Source organism: Streptomyces sp. NPDC051310 (genome assembly GCF_044455245.1).
GTDB lineage: Bacteria > Actinomycetota > Actinomycetes > Streptomycetales > Streptomycetaceae > Streptomyces.
Map to the genome: position 1 here is coordinate 98,450 of NZ_JBITEO010000009.1, position 15,865 is coordinate 114,314.

15 protein-coding genes and 1 tRNA gene are annotated in these 15,865 nt (G+C 73.5%); 6 read left to right on the plus strand and 10 right to left on the minus strand.

Annotation, left to right across the window (positions count from 1 at the left end):
- Positions 1 to 111: 111 nt before the first annotated feature.
- The 3 genes from ACIA79_RS15330 to ACIA79_RS15340 form a co-directional block, all read right to left on the minus strand.
- Positions 112 to 939: an SCO1664 family protein gene (locus tag ACIA79_RS15330; RefSeq protein WP_399428727.1), complete on the minus strand. Its 828-nt coding sequence runs from the start codon at positions 937 to 939 to the stop codon at positions 112 to 114.
- Positions 903 to 1,493 carry a DUF3090 domain-containing protein gene (locus ACIA79_RS15335; protein ID WP_399428728.1) on the minus strand — a complete coding sequence of 197 codons (591 nt, stop codon included), beginning with the start codon at positions 1,491 to 1,493 and terminating at the stop codon, positions 903 to 905. The genes ACIA79_RS15330 and ACIA79_RS15335 overlap by 37 nt, the downstream gene beginning before the upstream one ends.
- 75 nt (positions 1,494 to 1,568) lie before the next feature.
- Complete coding sequence (locus ACIA79_RS15340) at positions 1,569 to 2,255, minus strand: histidine phosphatase family protein (protein WP_399428729.1); 687 nt, start codon at positions 2,253 to 2,255, stop codon at positions 1,569 to 1,571.
- 284 nt (positions 2,256 to 2,539) lie between these two features.
- Between ACIA79_RS15340 and corA the strand changes: the two genes are divergently transcribed.
- Complete coding sequence (gene corA, locus ACIA79_RS15345) at positions 2,540 to 3,535, plus strand: magnesium/cobalt transporter CorA (protein WP_399428882.1); 996 nt, start codon at positions 2,540 to 2,542, stop codon at positions 3,533 to 3,535.
- A 34-nt stretch (positions 3,536 to 3,569) separates the two neighbouring features.
- Here the strand turns inward: corA and ACIA79_RS15350 are convergent, their stop codons facing one another.
- Entirely contained in the window at positions 3,570 to 4,355 is a 786-nt protein-coding gene (locus tag ACIA79_RS15350) for a ferritin-like domain-containing protein (protein WP_399428730.1), read from the minus strand.
- A 311-nt stretch (positions 4,356 to 4,666) separates the two neighbouring features.
- Positions 4,667 to 5,719 (minus strand): LLM class F420-dependent oxidoreductase, encoded by a 1,053-nt coding sequence (locus tag ACIA79_RS15355; protein WP_399428884.1) that lies wholly within the window; start codon positions 5,717 to 5,719, stop codon positions 4,667 to 4,669.
- Between the two features lie 155 nt (positions 5,720 to 5,874).
- Here ACIA79_RS15355 and ACIA79_RS15360 point away from each other — a divergent pair, with 155 nt between their 5' ends.
- Both ACIA79_RS15360 and ACIA79_RS15365 read left to right on the plus strand, forming a co-directional pair.
- Positions 5,875 to 6,858, plus strand: a complete 984-nt coding sequence (locus ACIA79_RS15360) for an aldo/keto reductase (protein ID WP_399428731.1) — start codon at positions 5,875 to 5,877, stop codon at positions 6,856 to 6,858.
- Positions 6,855 to 9,101 (plus strand): helix-hairpin-helix domain-containing protein, encoded by a 2,247-nt coding sequence (locus ACIA79_RS15365; RefSeq protein WP_399428732.1) that lies wholly within the window; start codon positions 6,855 to 6,857, stop codon positions 9,099 to 9,101. The genes ACIA79_RS15360 and ACIA79_RS15365 overlap by 4 nt, the downstream gene beginning before the upstream one ends.
- A gap of 75 nt (positions 9,102 to 9,176) precedes the next feature.
- Here the strand turns inward: ACIA79_RS15365 and ACIA79_RS15370 are convergent, their stop codons facing one another.
- Entirely contained in the window at positions 9,177 to 9,836 is a 660-nt protein-coding gene (locus ACIA79_RS15370) for a hypothetical protein (protein WP_399428733.1), read from the minus strand.
- Positions 9,837 to 9,883: 47 nt separating this feature from the next.
- Here ACIA79_RS15370 and ACIA79_RS15375 point away from each other — a divergent pair, with 47 nt between their 5' ends.
- On the plus strand, positions 9,884 to 10,072 hold the full coding sequence (locus tag ACIA79_RS15375) for a DUF5703 family protein (RefSeq protein WP_014671721.1): 189 nt from the start codon (positions 9,884 to 9,886) through the stop codon (positions 10,070 to 10,072).
- A gap of 81 nt (positions 10,073 to 10,153) precedes the next feature.
- Here ACIA79_RS15375 and ACIA79_RS15380 read toward each other — a convergent pair whose 3' ends face one another.
- The 3 genes from ACIA79_RS15380 to ACIA79_RS15390 form a co-directional block, all read right to left on the minus strand.
- Positions 10,154 to 10,954 (minus strand): chaplin, encoded by an 801-nt coding sequence (locus ACIA79_RS15380; protein WP_399428734.1) that lies wholly within the window; start codon positions 10,952 to 10,954, stop codon positions 10,154 to 10,156.
- A 137-nt stretch (positions 10,955 to 11,091) separates the two neighbouring features.
- Positions 11,092 to 11,325 carry a chaplin ChpH gene (chpH, locus tag ACIA79_RS15385; protein ID WP_399428735.1) on the minus strand — a complete coding sequence of 78 codons (234 nt, stop codon included), beginning with the start codon at positions 11,323 to 11,325 and terminating at the stop codon, positions 11,092 to 11,094.
- A 256-nt stretch (positions 11,326 to 11,581) separates the two neighbouring features.
- Complete coding sequence (locus ACIA79_RS15390; protein ID WP_399428736.1) at positions 11,582 to 12,916, minus strand: M20/M25/M40 family metallo-hydrolase; 1,335 nt, start codon at positions 12,914 to 12,916, stop codon at positions 11,582 to 11,584.
- Positions 12,917 to 13,058: 142 nt separating this feature from the next.
- On the opposite strand from ACIA79_RS15390, the gene ACIA79_RS15395 reads away from it, so the two are divergent.
- Positions 13,059 to 13,143: transfer RNA gene (locus ACIA79_RS15395), tRNA-Leu, on the plus strand.
- A 76-nt stretch (positions 13,144 to 13,219) separates the two neighbouring features.
- A complete protein-coding gene (locus tag ACIA79_RS15400; protein WP_399428737.1) occupies positions 13,220 to 14,455 on the plus strand; it encodes an ROK family protein in 1,236 nt (411 codons plus the stop codon).
- 218 nt (positions 14,456 to 14,673) lie between these two features.
- On the opposite strand, the gene xylA is transcribed toward ACIA79_RS15400, so the two are convergent.
- Positions 14,674 to 15,843, minus strand: a complete 1,170-nt coding sequence (xylA, locus tag ACIA79_RS15405; protein ID WP_399428738.1) for a xylose isomerase — start codon at positions 15,841 to 15,843, stop codon at positions 14,674 to 14,676.
- Positions 15,844 to 15,865: the final 22 nt, after the last annotated feature.

A 15,865-nucleotide genomic window follows, 5' to 3' on the forward strand; every position in this document is an offset into this window, starting at 1 on the left:
CCACGAGCGTAACCGGACGGGTGTTCCGGATACGAACCGGATGCAGGATCATGACGCGAACGGCACTCTTGCGCCGCGGGCGCGAATGTGCAGGTGGGCGCCTCGGAGGGGTCAGACCGGGGGCCACGGGATGGCCGGCCACCGTCCCGACGGTTCCGGGTGGCGGCCGGACGCGCGCAGGGCGGCCACCCGCTCGCGGACCGCCGTCACCTCGGCCGCCGTGAGCAGCTCCGCCAGACGGGTGGCCAGGCGCGCTCCGGGCGCCAGGGAGGCCTCCAGTGCGGCGAGCACCTCCAGGGCCTCCTCCGGCAGCGGCTCGCCCGCCCATCCCCACAGCAGGGTGCGCAGTTTGTCGTCCACGTGGAAGGTGACGCCGTGGTCGATGGCGTACAGCCGGCCGTCCGCCGCGGGCAGCAGGTGGCCGCCCTTGCGGTCGCCGTTGTTGATCACCGCGTCGAGGACGGCGAGCCGCCGCAGACGGACGTCGTCGGCGTGGACGAGCAGCGCCGTACGGTCCTCCGCGACCTGGGCGAGGCCGACCGCCTTCCAGCCGTCCCCGGGGTCCTCGCCGTCGACGAGCGCGAGGAGGGACGCCGACGGGTCGCCCTCGATCCACAGCTGGACCATGCCGGGGCCGTACGGCCCGTCCCGCAGGACCGTCGGCGGCACCAGGCCCCATCCGGTCGCCTCGGAGACCTCGTACGCCGCGACCTCGCGCCGCGCCAGCGTCCCGTCCGGGAAGTCCCACAGCGGCCGCTCCCCCGCGACCGGCTTGTAGACGCACTCGGCCTCCCGGCCCTCGTACGCGACGGAACACAGCAGGACCGCGTTGGACGCCTCGCGGACCTGGCCGCGCACGGTCAGTTCCCCCCGGGCGAGCAGGCCGAGCCGGTCCGGCACCGTCAGGCTCCCCGGCGGTATCCGTTCTGACGCGGGCATACGTGTCCTTCCGGATCGAGCGGCAGGCTGCACAGCGGGCAGGGCGGGCGTCCGGCGTTGACGACGTCGAGCGCCCGCTTGGCGAAGGCTCTGGCCTGCGCGCCGGTGAGGCGGACGCGCAGCATCGGGGGGCCGTTCTCCTCGTCCTGCAGCAGCCGTTCCTCGGCCTCGGCGAGGTCCTCCTCGGTGTCCGCGTCGAGTTCGACGAGCGCCTGGGCCTCGACGATCATGCGCTGGTTCTCGCCGTCCCACGCCAGCGCCATCGTGCCGACCCGGAACTCCTCCTCGATGGGCGAGTCCAGGGGCGCGGTGTCGGTGGTGTCGGGGGGCGCGACGGCCGGGACGGGGGCGTTGCCGCCGGTGCGCCGGACCACTTCGTCGAGCAGTTCGTCGATCCGCTCGGCGAGCGCGGCCACCTGCGTCTTCTCCAGGGCGACGCTGGTGACCCGCCCGCCGGCGGACGCCTGCAGGAAGAACGTACGGCGCCCAGGCAGCCCGACCGTGCCGGCCACGAAGCGCTCCGGTGGGTCATAGAGGAACACCTGACGGGACACGTTCCCTCTCCCTTGCGTCCTTGAGTGGTGAGCTTCGGCGCCCTGCGGCGTCGTCCACCCTACTGTGCGGAGCGATCACGGTGCTCCCGCGCCGCCGCCCACCTCCGCCGCCCCTCCGCGGGTGTCCTCGCGCGGCATCAGCGCGCCGAAATCCCCGGTGTCGCCGAGCCGCACGAGAAACGGCCGCAGCCGGGTGTAACGGACCACTGTCACGGAACAAGGATCCACATGGATCCGCTGGAAAAGATCGAGATGCATGCCGAGGGCATCGGCCACGACGGACTTGATGATGTCGCCGTGCGAGCACATCACGTAGGCCGCGTCCTCCCCGTGGTCCGCCTCCACGCGCGCGTTCCACTCGCGTACGGCGTCGACGGCACGCGCCTGCATGGCGCGCATCGACTCGCCGCCGGGGAAGGCCGCGGCCGACGGGTGCTGCTGGACGACGTCCATCAGCGGCTCGTCGGCGAGCTCGGCGAGCTTGCGCCCCGACCAGTCGCCGTACCGGCACTCGCCGATCCGCTCGTCGGTGTGCACCGCCAGCTCGGGGCGGGCGTCGAGGAGGGGCCGGAGCGTCTCCAGGCACCGCTGCAGCGGGCTGGTGACGGCGACCGCGATCGGCACGCCGGCCAGCCGTCCGGGCAGCGCGGCGGCCTGCGCGGCGCCGCGCTCGTCGAGGGCGACGCCGGGCGTCCAGCCGGCGAGCAGTCCGGCGGTGTTGGCGGTCGAGCGTCCGTGCCGTACGAGGATCAGCGTGGCCATGTCTGCCAGCGTAGGGGGTCTCGTGTCGATCAGGCCGGATCAGTGAGCGGCGTTCGGTGCCCTGCATCGCAAGGCGGAGGAGGGAGCGCCGACGCGGTGGGGGCACCTCCCGTGCAAGGGCAACGGGGGCCGTCGGCGACCGACGACAACGCAGCGAGGTGCGGTGCCGAACGCCGCGAGCCCGGCGTGATCGGCAAGACACCCCCCGAGCCCTGGCCGGCGGATCGGTCCGGGCGGAGGCCGGGGCCCCCGCGCGGGTGCAAGGGGGCCCGGGCGGGGGAAGGATACGCGCCGTGATCGTGGACTGTGCCATCTACCGGGACGGGCACCGCAGTGACGGGCCCTCCGACTTCTCCGACGCCCTGGAGCAGGCGCGGACGTGGGGCGGTGACGCCTTCCTGTGGATCGGGCTGCACGAGCCGACGGAGGGCGAGTTCGATCACGTCGCCGAGGAGTTCGCGCTCCACCCGCTGGCGGTGGAGGACGCGCTCAAGGCGCACCAGCGGCCGAAGCTCGAGGTGTACGACGACTCGCTGTTCATGGTCCTCAAGCCGGTGGTGTACGAGCCGGAGAGCGACACGGTCTCCACCGGCGAGCTGATGGTGTTCATGGGCGACTCGTTCGTGGTGACCGTCCGGCACGGCGAGGGCGCCCCGCTGGGGGCCGTGCGCAAGCGGCTGGAGGCGGAGCCGGAGGTGCTCAGGCACGGGCCGACGTCCGTGCTGTACGCGATCAGCGACGCCGTGGTGGACCACTACATCGAGGTGGCCGGGGAGCTCCAGGTCGACCTGGAGGAGATGGAGACGGAGGTCTTCCAGCCGGCGGACGGCAACGCCAAGAACACGGCGTCGCGGATCTACACCTTCAAGCGACAGGTCCTGGAGTTCCGCCGGGCCACCGGTCCGCTGGCCGCCCCGATGACCCGTCTCGCGGGGGCGGGTGTGCCGTTCGTCAACGAGCACGCGCAGCCCTTCTTCCGGGATGTCAGCGACCATCTGACCCGGGCCACCGAGCAGGTGGAGGGGCTGGACCGGCTGCTGTCGGACATCCTGTCGGCACACCTCGCCCAGATGGGTGTGCGGCAGAACGACGACATGCGCAAGATCTCGGCGTGGGCGGCGATGGCCGCGGTGCCCACGATGGTGGCGGGCGTCTACGGCATGAACTTCGAGCACATGCCGGAGCTGGGGTGGGTCCTCGGCTATCCGATGGTGCTCGTGGTGATGGCCGTCGCCTGTGTCGGGCTGTACCGGCTCTTCAAGCACCGGGGCTGGCTCTGAGGGGCCGGCGCCGGGCGGTGCCGGCCGCGGCGGGTCAGAACACCGGGGCGGGTTCGGCCGGTCCGCCGAGCGCGTTGCGCCGCTGCGGCATCCTGAGGTCGACCATGCGCCGCCAGCCGCCGAGCCGCTCGAAGGTGTACATGCCCCGGATGCCCAGGGCGAGCGCCGCCCGTTTGGGGCGCGGCCAGCCCAGGATGCGGCCCATGTGGTCCATGACGGCGAGGCTGACGTCGCGGTAGACCTCGATCTCCGCGAGGGCGCTCTCGCGCAGCGTGCGCTGGATGGTGCGGCCGTGCCCGGCGCGCGCGAGGCGGAGCAGTTCCTCGTGGCAGTAGGCCAGGTGGTTGTCCTCGTCGTTGCAGATCATCTTGATGGCCTTGCCGACCTCGGGATGGTCGGCGAAGTGCTTGACGAGCATGTCCATCTGGTCGGCGGCGCGCTGTTCGGTGACCCGGCTGTGCGAGAGGTACACGACGATGTCGTGCTCGGTCAGCGGCTCGTCGCGGCGGAGCTTGTCGTGGGTCAGGCCGATGCCGCGCCGCTCCAGCAGCATCGTGTAGTCGGTCTCCGGGGGGACGGGGACCGGTTCGAGTCCGCGCTTCTTGAGCAGCGCGGTGAAGATGCGGCCGTGCTTGTCCTCGTCGGCTCCGTGCCGGGTGATCTTGGGGGCGAGTTCGCGCATGCTCTCGGGGACCAGGGCGGCGATCCGGGCGTTCTCCCAGCCGCCCTGGGCCTCGCCGCTGGCGGCGATGGAGCAGAACAGCTGGTAGGAGTCGTCGTTGTCGATGATCTCCTGGAACAGGCTTCGGGCCGAGAGCATCACTGCACCTCCATGCAGGCGGGCGACCGTTTGCCCGCACTTCCGCAAAGAACGAGTCAAATGCGGCGGGGAGGGTGGTGGCAACACGACGACCGGACGACTCCCCCGAAAGGAGGAGCGCACCGGGCGAACGCCATGGTCGCGGCCCGGGCGGCCGCCGGACCGGCCGAAGCGGCGCGGGCTCGTGGCCGCCGGGGAGTAACCGAGGGGGCCCGTGGCGCGTTGTGCTGCGTGACGGCCGTGGCGGGGATGACCCCGAGCCCCCACCACGGCCGCAGACTTGCTCCGGCGCGGTGACCGGGTGCGGTGGCTCAGTCCACCAGGCCGGCGCGCTCCAGGGCCTCGGTGCCCGCCCGCAGCGCGGCGATCCGCTCGTCGAGCGTGAAGCCGGCGGGCGCGAGCGTGAGGGTGGTGACGCCGGCCTCGGCGTACGCCCGCATCCGGTCGGCGATGCGCTCCACCGGGCCGAGCAGGGTGGTCTGGTCGATCAGCTGCTCCGGGACCGCGGCGGCCGCGCCCGCCTTGTCGCCGGAGAGGTACTTCTCCTGGATCTCGGCGGCTTCCTTCTCGTACCCCATGCGCTGGGCGAGCTGGTTGTAGAAGTTCTGCTTGCGGCTGCCCATGCCGCCCACGTACAGGGCGGTGTACGGGCGGAAGGTGTCGGCGAGGGCGGCGATGTCGTCGCCGAGGGCCAGGGGGACGGTGGGAACGACGTCGAACCCCTCCATCGTCAGGCCCGCCTTCTCCCGCCCGGCCCGCAGGTGCCGGATCGCGGTGTCCTCCAGGTGCTCGGCGGACGGGAAGATCAGCAGGGCGCCGTCGGCGATCTCGCCCGTCTGCTCCAGGTTCTTCGGGCCGATGGCGGCGATGTAGAGCGGGATGTGCTCGCGCTGCGGGTGGACCGTCAGCTTGATGGGCTTGCCGGGGCCGCCGGGCAGCGGGAGCGTCCAGTGCTCGCCCTCGTGGGTCAGGCGCTCGCGGGCCATGGCCTTGCGGACGATCTCGACGTACTCGCGGGTGCGGGAGAGCGGCTTGTCGAACTTCACGCCGTACCAGCCCTCGGAGACCTGCGGCCCGGAGACGCCGAGGCCGAGGCGGAACCGGCCGCCGGAGAGCGTGTCGAGGGTGGCCGCCGTCATCGCGGTCATGGCCGGCTGGCGGGCCGGGATCTGCATGATCGCGGAACCGATGTCGATGTTCTCGGTCTGGGCCGCGACCCAGGCCAGCACGGTGGGGGCGTCGGAGCCGTACGCCTCGGCGGCCCAGCACACGTCGTAGCCGAGGCGGTCCGCCTCCTGGGCGACGGCGAGATTGTCGCCGTCCATGCCGGCGCCCCAGTAACCGAGGTTGATGCCGAGCCGCATACCGGTCCCCTCACTCATTTACCCATCAGTAACGTTCCTGCCCGGGACTCTAGCGCGCGGGGCCGCGCCGCGGCAGAGGGCGGCGCGGGACGGAGCGGGCGGAGTTGTCCACAGGGGTCTCTGCGCGTGGGCCCTTGGCCAGTAATCTCCCGACCATGGAGCAGAGGCATCTCGGCCGGACGGGCCTGCGCGTGTCCCGTATCGGGCTCGGCACCCTCACGTGGGGGCGGGACACCGACGAGCACGACGCCGCGGACCAGTTGAAGGTGTTCTGGGAAGCGGGCGGGACCCTCGTCGACACCGCCGACGTGTACGGGGGCGGCGAGGCGGAGTATCTGCTCGGGCAGCTCGTGGAGCGGCTCGTGCCGCGCCGCGAGCTGGTCATCGCGACGAAGGCGGGCAGCGTCCCGGACCCGGACCGGCGGTTCGACGGCTCGCGCGGCCATCTGCTCGCGGCGCTCGACGCGTCGCTGGCCCGGCTCGGCACGGACTACGTCGACCTGTGGCAGCTCCACGCCTACGACCCGGGGACACCGCTGGAGGAGACCCTCCAGGCGCTCGACATCGCGGTCGCCAGCGGGCGGGCCCGGTACGTGGGCGTGTCCAACTTCTGCGGCTGGCAGCTGGCGAAGGCGGCGACCTGGCAGCTGGCGCCCGGCGGGGTCCGCGCGAGGCTGGCCAGCACGCAGATGGAGTACTCGCTGCTGCAGCGGGGCGTGGAGCGCGAGGTCCTGCCGGCCGCGCGGGACCTCGGGGTGGGCCTGCTCCCGTCGTCCCCCCTGGGGCGGGGTGTGCTCACGGGGAAGTACCGGCACGCCACGCCCGCCGACTCGCGGGGGGCGTCGGAGCAGCTGGCACCGTTCGTGGAGCCGTACCTGGACGAGGCGGGGACCCGGATCGTGGACGCGGTGACGACGGCGGCGGACGGGCTGGCGACGACCCCGCTTCAGGTGGCGCTGGCCTGGGTACGGGACCGGCCGGGGGTGGTGGCCCCGATCGTGGGCGCGCGCAACGCGCAGCAGCTCGCGGCGGCACTGTCAGTGGAGAGCCTTAGTCTTCCTGACGAGATCCGCCGGGCGCTGGACGATGTGTCCGCCCCGGTGCACCGCTATCCCGATCAGGACTGGAGCACGCTGTGACCGCGCTTCCCCGGGGGGCCGCCCCCGGTCCTTCCTCCTCCGACGACCCGACCGCCGCGGAGCCCGAGCCGGGCGCGCCGGCCGAAACGGGCGAGCCGGGCGGCTCCGCCGGGGCCGAGGACGCGGGCGAGGGCGACGGCGCCGGGGAGACGCCTGGGGAGGAGCCCGCCGAGCAGTCCACGGAGCCCGCGGAAGAGCCCACCGAACAGGGCGCGGAGGAGTCCGCGCAGGCGCCCGGGGAAGGGGCGCCGGAAGGGCAGGGCCAGGCGCTTTCGGAGGCGGAGGCCGAGCTGGCCGCCCAGCGTGCGCTGCGCGCGCGCATCGAGCAGCGCAAGGCCGAGCAGGGCGGCCCCATCGAGGCGGGCACCAAGCTCAGTGGGAAGGCGGCGGACCTCCTCGCGGCGGTCCGTGCCGTGGAGAGCGGCGCCAAGCCCGGTGCGGCCTTCCTGGACTCCCCCGCGCCTGCCCCCCGGCGGCCCGCTCCGGCGCCGGCCGCGTCCCCGCGCCCGGCGGTCCCCGTGAGCGCGCCCGCGCCGCGGACGGCCGGCGCGGACACGGTGGCGGCCGTGCGGGCGGTGCTGGCCGAGGGCGGCGCTCCGGAGGCGCTCGCGGTGCCGGTGGCCACGGAACTCGGCGAGCAGGCGGCGGACGCCCTGCGAGCGGATCCGTGGCGGCTGCTGGAGGTGCCGGGAGTACGGCCCGAGCAGGCGGACGGCTTCGCGCGGGCGCTCCTCGGCCCCGCGTGCGGGCCCGGCGACGAGCGCCGGACGACCGCGCTCATCGGCCGGCTGCTCCAGCGCGCGGCCCTGGAGGGGCACACGGCGCTGGAGGCGGCCGCCGTGCGCGCGTCGCTCGCCGGGCAGTCGGTGCCGGATCCGGACGAGGCGGTGCAGCACGCCATCGCCGAGGGGACCGTACTGGTCTTCCACGACGGACCGGACGACGAGGCGGCGGCGGAGGAGAGCGAGGACGCGACCGCGGACCCGGCCGCCGACCCGGTCCCGGTCCTGCTGGGGCTCGACCGGTACGCGCTGGCGGAGGAGAGCCTCGCCGACGGCCTCGCCCGGCTGGCCAGGACGGGACCGGACGCCCGCTGGGAGGCCGCCGAGCCGACGGCGCTCAGCCGTGCGGTCGCCGAGCACGGACTGGTCGCGCACACGGGCGGTGAGACGGCCCGGGCGGAGCCGCTCGCCCTGGCCGCGGCGGCGCGCGGGCTCGGGCTGCGGGCGGCGGTGGCCGCGTACACGGAGAACGGCCGTCGCCGGCTGGGCGCGGACGCGGCCGTGGACGCGGTGACGGTCGCCGGTCTGCTCTCGGGCGCGGAGGGGCCGGGCCGGGACGAGGAGGGTGCGCTGGCGCTGGACCTGCTGGTCGTGCTGGACGCCCCGCAGCTGGACGTGGAGACGGCCGCGATGCTCGTCGAGTCGCTGCCGGACGGCTGCCGCCTGGTGCTGAGCGGCGATCCGGGGGTGCTGTGGTCGGCCGGCGCGGGACGGGTGTTCGCGGACGTCCTGGCGGCAGGGGCCTGCCCGCACATCGCCTCGCGCACGCCGGATCCGGGCCCTCTCGGTGAGCTGGTCTCCGGCATCGGGATCGGCGAGCTGAACCAGGTGGAGGCTCCCGGCAAGGAGGTCGTGATCGTTCCCGTCCGGGACGCGGGCGAGGCGGTGCACCGCACGGTGCAGCTGGTCGCGGACTCGGTGCCGCGGGCGATCGGGGTGCCGGCCGGACAGACCCAGGTGATCACGGTCGGCCACGGCGGTTCGGCGGGGACACGGGCGCTGAACGCGGCGCTGAAGCAGCGGCTCAACCCGGGGCCGGGCCGCTTCGGCGGCTTCGACCCGGGTGACCGCGTCGCGTACGCCCCGGCCCTGGGGCGTACGGTCCCGGGCACGGTGGTGTCGGCCGATGCCGAGGGGCTGCACCTCGACTGCGAGGGCGAGCGGGTCGTCGTGCCGAAGGAGCGGGTCGAGTCGGCGGTCCGCCACGGCTGGGCGCTCACGGCCCACCAGGCGGCGGGCATGCGCTGGCCGGCGGCGGTGGTGGTCCTGCCGGGCGACGCGGCGCAGGGCCTGCACCGCGCCTGGGTCTACACCGCCTTCAGCCGCGCGGAACGCCACCTCTCGGTGGTGCACGGCGTCGACCAGGCGCTCCCTCGCGCCGTCGCGGAGATCCCGCCCCCGCCCCGCACGACCCGTCTGCGGGCTCTGCTGGAGTCCCTCCTGGCCGCCCCGGAGGAGTAGCCCCGGGTTTGCGGACGGACGACGAGGCGGCGCGGCCCCTGGGGGGGGCGGCGCCGCCTCGTCGTGGTCCGGGCGTCAGGAGGCGCCGGGGAGGGTGTCGTCCGGGTCGCCGTGGAGCTCGTCCTCGTCGAAGACGGCACTCACGTCGAAACGGCAGATCACCCGGCTCGGATCCGCCTGGTCGAACGGCGTGCTCAGCCACTCGCCGGGTTCCGGCAGCTCGTCCGCCGCCGCGACCCAGAGCGTGGAGTCGCCCTCCTCCAGGCCGAACTCCTTGTGGCGCGACGCGATCTCGTCCGGTTCGTACTCGCCGAAGAGCACGCCGAGCGCCGCGTGCACGCTCGTGCCGACCACCGCGGCCGCCCCCGTGCGTTCCTCCCCGTGGTCCAGGTCCGCGGTGCGCTGGGCCTGGGCGAGCAGGCGCAGCGGCTCCGCCACCGCGTAGTCGCGGCGGATGAGCACGGTCAGCGCGCTCGGCTCGTCCGGCCCCTCGTAGGGCGGCAGCGAGTCCTCGACGCCCGGGATCTCGAAGGGCGTGACCTCGTCGTAGCGGTCGTAGAGACGCTCGTCGTACGCCTCTGCCGCGGCGGCGAGCTCGTTGAACGCGGCGTAGACGGCCGGGTCGTCATCGCCTGTGCGGTTCTCGACCGCCTCCAGGTGGCGGTCCAGTGCGGCTTTGACGGCCTCGGCGGCGGCGCGTACCTCGGCAGCGGTGGGCTGCGCAGCATCAGACATAGTGCAGACGCTATCCGTACCGGGCCTCTGCCCGCACAATAGATGCGATGCCGGAATACGAATTTGTCGACGTGTACGTACCTCGCGGGGTCTCCCGCAAGGAGGCGACCCGTCTGCTGACCGACCATGCCGAGTACGGACACTGGGAGTTGGACCGACTGAGCCTGCTCCGGGACGGCAGCCGCAGGGTGCGGCTGCGCCGGCGCATCATCCGTCAGGTACGCGCCACGTGGTGAGGTGGCACACAGCAGGGAGCGGGCCCCGCGGTGCGGGGCCCGCTCCGTCGTCGCGCGTAGGCCTGTGACTACGGGCAGCGACTAGGAGGCCTGCCGGGTGCGGCGGTAGAGGACCGCCCCGCCGATGAGCAGGCCCGCGCTCGCCGGGATCAGCATGCCGAGTCCGGAAGCACCGGTCTGCGCCAGCTCCTCCTCCGCCTGCGGCGGGGTGCCGGTGTGCACGCCGGGCTCGTTCGGCTTGTTGGGCTCGACCGGCGTACCGGGCTGCTCGGGGCTGGCCGGCTGTCCCGGCTTGCCGGGCTCGCCCGGCTTACCGGGGTTGCCCGGGTTACCGGGGTTGCCCGGGGTACCGGGATTCCCCGGGTTTCCAGGGTTGCCGGGGTTCCCAGGGTTGCCCGGGTTACCGGGATTGCCGGGATTGCCGGGGTTCCCCGGGTTACCGGGGTTGCCCGGGTGACCCGGCTTGTCCACGTGGCCGTTGGCACAGCCGTTGCCGAAGGTCGGGTTCAGCGCCCCGACGACGTCGACGCTGTTGCCGCAGGCGTTGACCGGCACGCTGACCGGCGCCTGGACGTTGTTGCCGGACGCGACGCCCGGCGAGTTGCTGGTCGCGCCGCTCGCCTCGGCACCGCTCGACTTGTTGGCGCACTTGTTCCCGAACGCGGGGTTGAGCGCCCCCACGACGTTCACGGAGTTGCCGCACGCGTTCACCGGCACGCTCACCGGCACCTGGACCGAATTCCCGGACGCGACGCCCGGGGAATTCGACGCGGCTCCGTGGGCGCCGGCGCCGTTGTGCGCCTGTGCGTACCCGCCGCCGAGAGCGAGTACCCCGCCCGCGGCCGCCATGATGGTCAGGCCTTTTCGCGTGACCTGTCGCATAGCTAGTTTCCTGCCTTCCAGGCTCCGGAATACCTCCGGGCACAGCGCGCGGAGGCGTAATGCTTACCGGCCCCGGAGCGCGTCGCGCGCGCTCCGGGGCCGACCGGGCTCAAACCCTCACGGGTCGACGCACAACGTCAGTCGTTGATGCAGACGTTGCCGAAGGCCGGGTTCAGCAGGCCGACGAGGTTGATCGTGTTACCGCACACGTTGACCGGGATGTGGACGGGAACCTGAACCACATTGCCCGAAATGACACCCGGGGAGCCCACGGCAGCACCCTGAGCGCCCGCGTCGGCGACGGCCATGCCCGCGCCGGCCAGGACGAGACCCCCGGTGGCGGCCGCAACAGCGACGACCTTCTTGATCATTATTCCTCCTTGTTGGCAATGCGATCCCAGCCTCGGACCGCACCACCTGTAACGAGAGGGAATTAACGGGGCTACGTGGCGATGACCGCGTTCACCCTTTTCGGTCGCATGTGCACAGGCGGTCGATTATTGGAGTTTCGTTTCAGCCGACTAATCGCCCCGCCGGGCGCCCGCCCGGAACGGAACGGCGCCCTCCGCACCCACCGCGCCCTCTGCGCCTCCTGCGCCCTTCCGCTCCGGCCGGCACCCCGGCGCGTCAGCTCGCGTCGATGAAGCGGTCCAGCACCCGGACCCCGAACTTGAGGCCCTCCACCGGCACCCGCTCGTCCACGCCGTGGAACATCCCCGCGAAGTCGAGCTCCGGCGGCAGTCGCAGCGGCGCGAAGCCGAAGCAGCGGATGCCGAGGTCGTCGAAGGACTTGGCGTCCGTGCCGCCGGAGAGCATGTACGGCACCGCGCGGGCGATCGGGTCCTCGGCCCGCAGGGCGGACTGCATGGCGTCCACCAGGTCCCCGTCGAAGCTGGTCTCCAGCGCCTTGTCGGCGTGCACGTCCTCGCGCCGCACGCGCGGCCCGAGGATCCGGTCGAGGTCGGCCAGGAACTCCTCCTCGTACCCCGGCAGGAAGCGCCCGTCGACGTGGGCGGTGGCCTGCCCCGGGATGACGTTGACCTTGTAGCCGGCGCCGAGCATGGTCGGGGCGGCGGAGTTGCGCAGGGTGGCGCCGATCATCTTGGCGATGCCGCCCAGCTTGGCGAGGGTCGCCTCCATGTCCTCCGGGTCCAGGGGGGTGCCGAGCGCATCGGACAGCTCGTCCAGGAAGGACCGCACGGTCTTGGTGACCCGCACCGGCCAGGTGTGCCGGCCGAGCCGGCCGACCGCCTCGCACAGCTCGGTGATCGCGTTGTCGGAGTTGGTCATCGAGCCGTGCCCGGCCGTGCCCTCCACGGTGAGCCGCATCCAGTGCATGCCCTTCTGGGCGGTCTCGACCAGGTACAGGCGCAGGTTCTCGTTGACGGTGAACGAGAAGCCGCCGACCTCGCCGATCGCCTCCGTCACGCCCTCGAAGAGGTCCGGGTGCTTGTCGACCAGGTAGCGCGCGCCGTACGTGCCGCCGGCCTCCTCGTCGGCGAGGAAGGCCAGCACGATGTCGCGCGGGGGCTTGCGGCCGCTGCGCAGCCTGTCGCGCACGACCGCCAGGGTCATCGCGTCCATGTCCTTCATGTCGACCGCGCCGCGGCCCCAGACGCAGCCGTCGGCGACCTCGCCAGAGAACGGGTGGTGCGTCCAGTCCTCGGCGTTGGCGGGCACCACGTCGGTGTGGCCGTGGATCAGCAGGGCGGGCCGGGACGGGTCCTCCCCCTCGATCCGCGCCACCGTGGACGCCCGCCCCTTGTGCGACTCGATGATCCTCGGTTCCAGTCCGACCTCGGCGAGCTTCTCGGCGACGTACTCGGCGGCGGCCCGCTCACCGGGGCCCGAGTGGTCGCCGTAGTTGCTGGTGTCGATCCGGATGAGGTCGCGGCAGAGGTCGGTGACCTCGTCCTCGCCCGCCGTGACGCCTGCCGCTCGCGCCGTGCTCGACTCGCTCACGCTCGTTCCTCCCGCGTAGCTGCTGCTGAGTCCTCCCATCCTGCCCCCTCCCGGGGTGCGGGCGGGGGCGTGATCGGGCACCTCGAATGTTTGCTATGGTTTTCCACGTCGGAACGGCCACGGGCCGCGAGACAGACACCTTGTCCGGGTGGCGGAATGGCAGACGCGCTAGCTTGAGGTGCTAGTGCCCTTTATCGGGCGTGGGGGTTCAAGTCCCCCCTCGGACACAGAGAAGAGCGGGTTCGGCCGGTGGCCGGACCCGCTCCTTCGTGTGCGGGCACGTCGCATAGGCTCGGCCGCACGATGAACGACACTCTGGATCCGCTGGAGCCCAAGGCCGACAAGGCGACCGTGCGGCGGCACAACCTGAGCCTGGTGCTGAGGGCCGTGCACGACGAGGGCGAGGCGACCCGGGCGGCGGTGGCGGCGCGGGTGGGGCTGACCCGGGCCGCGGTGTCGTCGCTGGTCGAGCAGTTGCTGGTGAGCGGCTTCCTCACGGAGTCGGGCAAGACCTTCAGCGGGCACGCGGGGCGGCCCGGGACCGCCCTGCGGGTGGCGCGCACCGGACCGGCCGGGCTCGGCGTGGAGATCAACGTCGACTATGTGTCGGTGTGCGTGGTGGACCTCGCGGGCACCGACCGGGTACGGCTGACCGAGCACCTCGACCACCGCGGCGTACCGCCCGGCGAGGTGCTGGAGCGGGCGGCGCGGATCGCCGCGCGGACGCTGCGGTCGGCGGCGGAGCAGCACCTGGAGCCGGTAGGGGTCCGGCTGGCGCTGCCGGGGCTGGTGTCGGGCGGCCGGGTCCGCCAGGCGCCGAACCTCGGCTGGAACCGGGTACCGGCGGAGGGGCTGTTCGGGCAGGCGCTCGGCGGGCTGCTGCCCGGCGGGCGGGCGCTGCCGGTCGGCTCGGACAACGAGGCCAACGCCGCCGCCCTGGCCGAGCTGTGGTTCGGCGGGCCGGGGCGGGTGCGCAGCTTCCTGTACCTGTCGGGCGAGATCGGCGTGGGCGGCGCGATCGTCGTGGACGGCGAGCTGCTGCGCGGGGCTCACGGGTTCGCGGGCGAGATCGGGCACGTGGTGGTGGACGCGGAGGGCCCGGAGTGCCGGTGCGGTTCGCGGGGCTGCCTGGAGCAGTACGCGGGTCAGGCGGCGCTCCTGCGCGGCGCCGGCCTCGACGGGTCGGCGGGGATGCCGGGCGTGGCGGAGCTGGAGCGGCGGGCCCTCGCCGGGGACGCCCGGACGGTGGCGGCGCTCGAACGGGCCGGGCGGATGCTCGGGCTGGTGGTGTCGGGAGCGGTGAACCTGCTGGATCCGGACGCGGTGGTGCTGGGCGGGATCTACCGGGGGCTGATGCCGTGGCTCGGCACGGCGGCGGACCGCGAGCTGACCGCCCGCGTCGTCTCGGGCCTGTGGCCCGAGGGGTGCGGGCGGCTGCGGGGGGCGTCCTCCTCGGGGGACGCGGCGCGGGGCGCCGCGGCGGCGGTGGTACGCGACGTGATCGCGGACCCGGCGGCCTACGTGGTGCGGGCCGGCTAGGGAGCGTCCGCACGCACACTCCGCCTCGCCGGGGCGCGACCGCGCGGACGCGGCGCGGCCCCTTCCGGAGCGGTGCGCGTCCGGCGCTGATCCCCGCGGACACCGGGCCCGCACACGCGGTGACGGCGGCCGGCGGGCGCCGTGCCCCGGCGCGACGCCGCCGGGGCCTGCCTTCCGGATCGTGCCGGGTTCGCGCGGCCCGGTCCGGAAGACACCCGCTAGTGGGCGGCGAGGAGGTGGTTCCAGGCCAGTTGGTCGAGGCGCTCGAAGGCCATGGAGCGGGTGGCCGCCGCCGCGGGGTCGAAGGACTCGTAGGCGGAAGGGTCGGCCAGGAGGGCGGCGAGGCCGTCGTCGGCGGTGGGGCGGGAGAGGTCGGGGAGGCGGGACGCCGCCAGGGCCTCCTGGACCTCGGGGTCGGCGCGGAAGGCCGCGGCGCGGGACTTGAGGACCAGGTAGTTGCGCATGCAGTTCTTCGCGGACTCCCAGACGCCGTCGAAGCCGTCCGTGCGCACCGGCTTGAAGTCGAAGTGACGCGGGCCCGCGTAGCCGGCGCTCTCCAGCAGGTCGACCAGCCAGAAGGCCTGCCGCAGGTCGCCGGCGCCGAAGCGGAGGTCCTGGTCGTACTTGATGCCGGACTGGCCGTTGAGGTCGATGTGGAAGAGCTTGCCCGCCCACAGCGCCTGCGCGATGCCGTGCGGGAAGTTGAGGCCGGCCATCTGCTCGTGGCCGACCTCCGGGTTGACGCCGACCAGGTGGGGGCGCTCCAGGCGCTCGATGAAGGCGAGGGCGTGGCCGATGGTCGGCAGGAGGATGTCGCCGCGGGGCTCGTTGGGCTTGGGCTCGATGGCGAAGCGCAGGTCGTAGCCCTGTTCGGTGACGTACTCGCCGAGCAGGTCGAAGGCTTCCTTCATGCGGTCGAGGGCGGCGCGGACGTCCTTCGCCGCGCCGGACTCCGCCCCTTCGCGGCCGCCCCACGCCACGTACACCTCGGCGCCGAGTTCGGCGGCGAGGTCGATGGTGCGGATCGTCTTGCGCAGCGCGTAGCGGCGGACGTCGCGGTCGTTGGCGGTGAAGGCGCCGTCCTTGAAGACGGGGTGGGTGAAGAGGTTCGTGGTGGCCATCGGGACCTTCAGGCCGGTGCGGTCCAGCGCGGCGCGGAACCGCTTGACGGCGGACTCGCGCTCGGTGCCGGAGGACCCGAAGGGGATGAGGTCGTCGTCGTGGAAGGTCACTCCGTACGCGCCGAGGCCGGCCAGGCGCTCCACCGACTCGACCGGGTCGAGCGGCGGGCGGGTGGCGGTGCCGAAGGGGTCGACGCCCTGCCAGCCGACGGTCCAGAGGCCGAACGTGAACCTGTCCTCGGGGGTGGGGGTGAAGCGCTCCGGCATGGTCTGTGTCCCTCGTCGCGAT

Coding starts and splice junctions, on each gene's coding strand:
- ACIA79_RS15360 (WP_399428731.1), top strand. CDS start 5,875: ATGGAGCAGAGGCATCTCGGCCGGACGGGCCTGCGCGTGTCCCGTATC.
- ACIA79_RS15355 (WP_399428884.1), bottom strand. CDS start 5,719: ATGCGGCTCGGCATCAACCTCGGTTACTGGGGCGCCGGCATGGACGGC.
- ACIA79_RS15370 (WP_399428733.1), bottom strand. CDS start 9,836: ATGTCTGATGCTGCGCAGCCCACCGCTGCCGAGGTACGCGCCGCCGCC.
- ACIA79_RS15380 (WP_399428734.1), bottom strand. CDS start 10,954: ATGCGACAGGTCACGCGAAAAGGCCTGACCATCATGGCGGCCGCGGGC.
- ACIA79_RS15400 (WP_399428737.1), top strand. CDS start 13,220: ATGAACGACACTCTGGATCCGCTGGAGCCCAAGGCCGACAAGGCGACC.
- xylA (WP_399428738.1), bottom strand. CDS start 15,843: ATGCCGGAGCGCTTCACCCCCACCCCCGAGGACAGGTTCACGTTCGGC.
- ACIA79_RS15350 (WP_399428730.1), bottom strand. CDS start 4,355: ATGCTCTCGGCCCGAAGCCTGTTCCAGGAGATCATCGACAACGACGAC.
- ACIA79_RS15375 (WP_014671721.1), top strand. CDS start 9,884: ATGCCGGAATACGAATTTGTCGACGTGTACGTACCTCGCGGGGTCTCC.
- ACIA79_RS15340 (WP_399428729.1), bottom strand. CDS start 2,255: ATGGCCACGCTGATCCTCGTACGGCACGGACGCTCGACCGCCAACACC.
- ACIA79_RS15330 (WP_399428727.1), bottom strand. CDS start 939: ATGCCCGCGTCAGAACGGATACCGCCGGGGAGCCTGACGGTGCCGGAC.
- chpH (WP_399428735.1), bottom strand. CDS start 11,325: ATGATCAAGAAGGTCGTCGCTGTTGCGGCCGCCACCGGGGGTCTCGTC.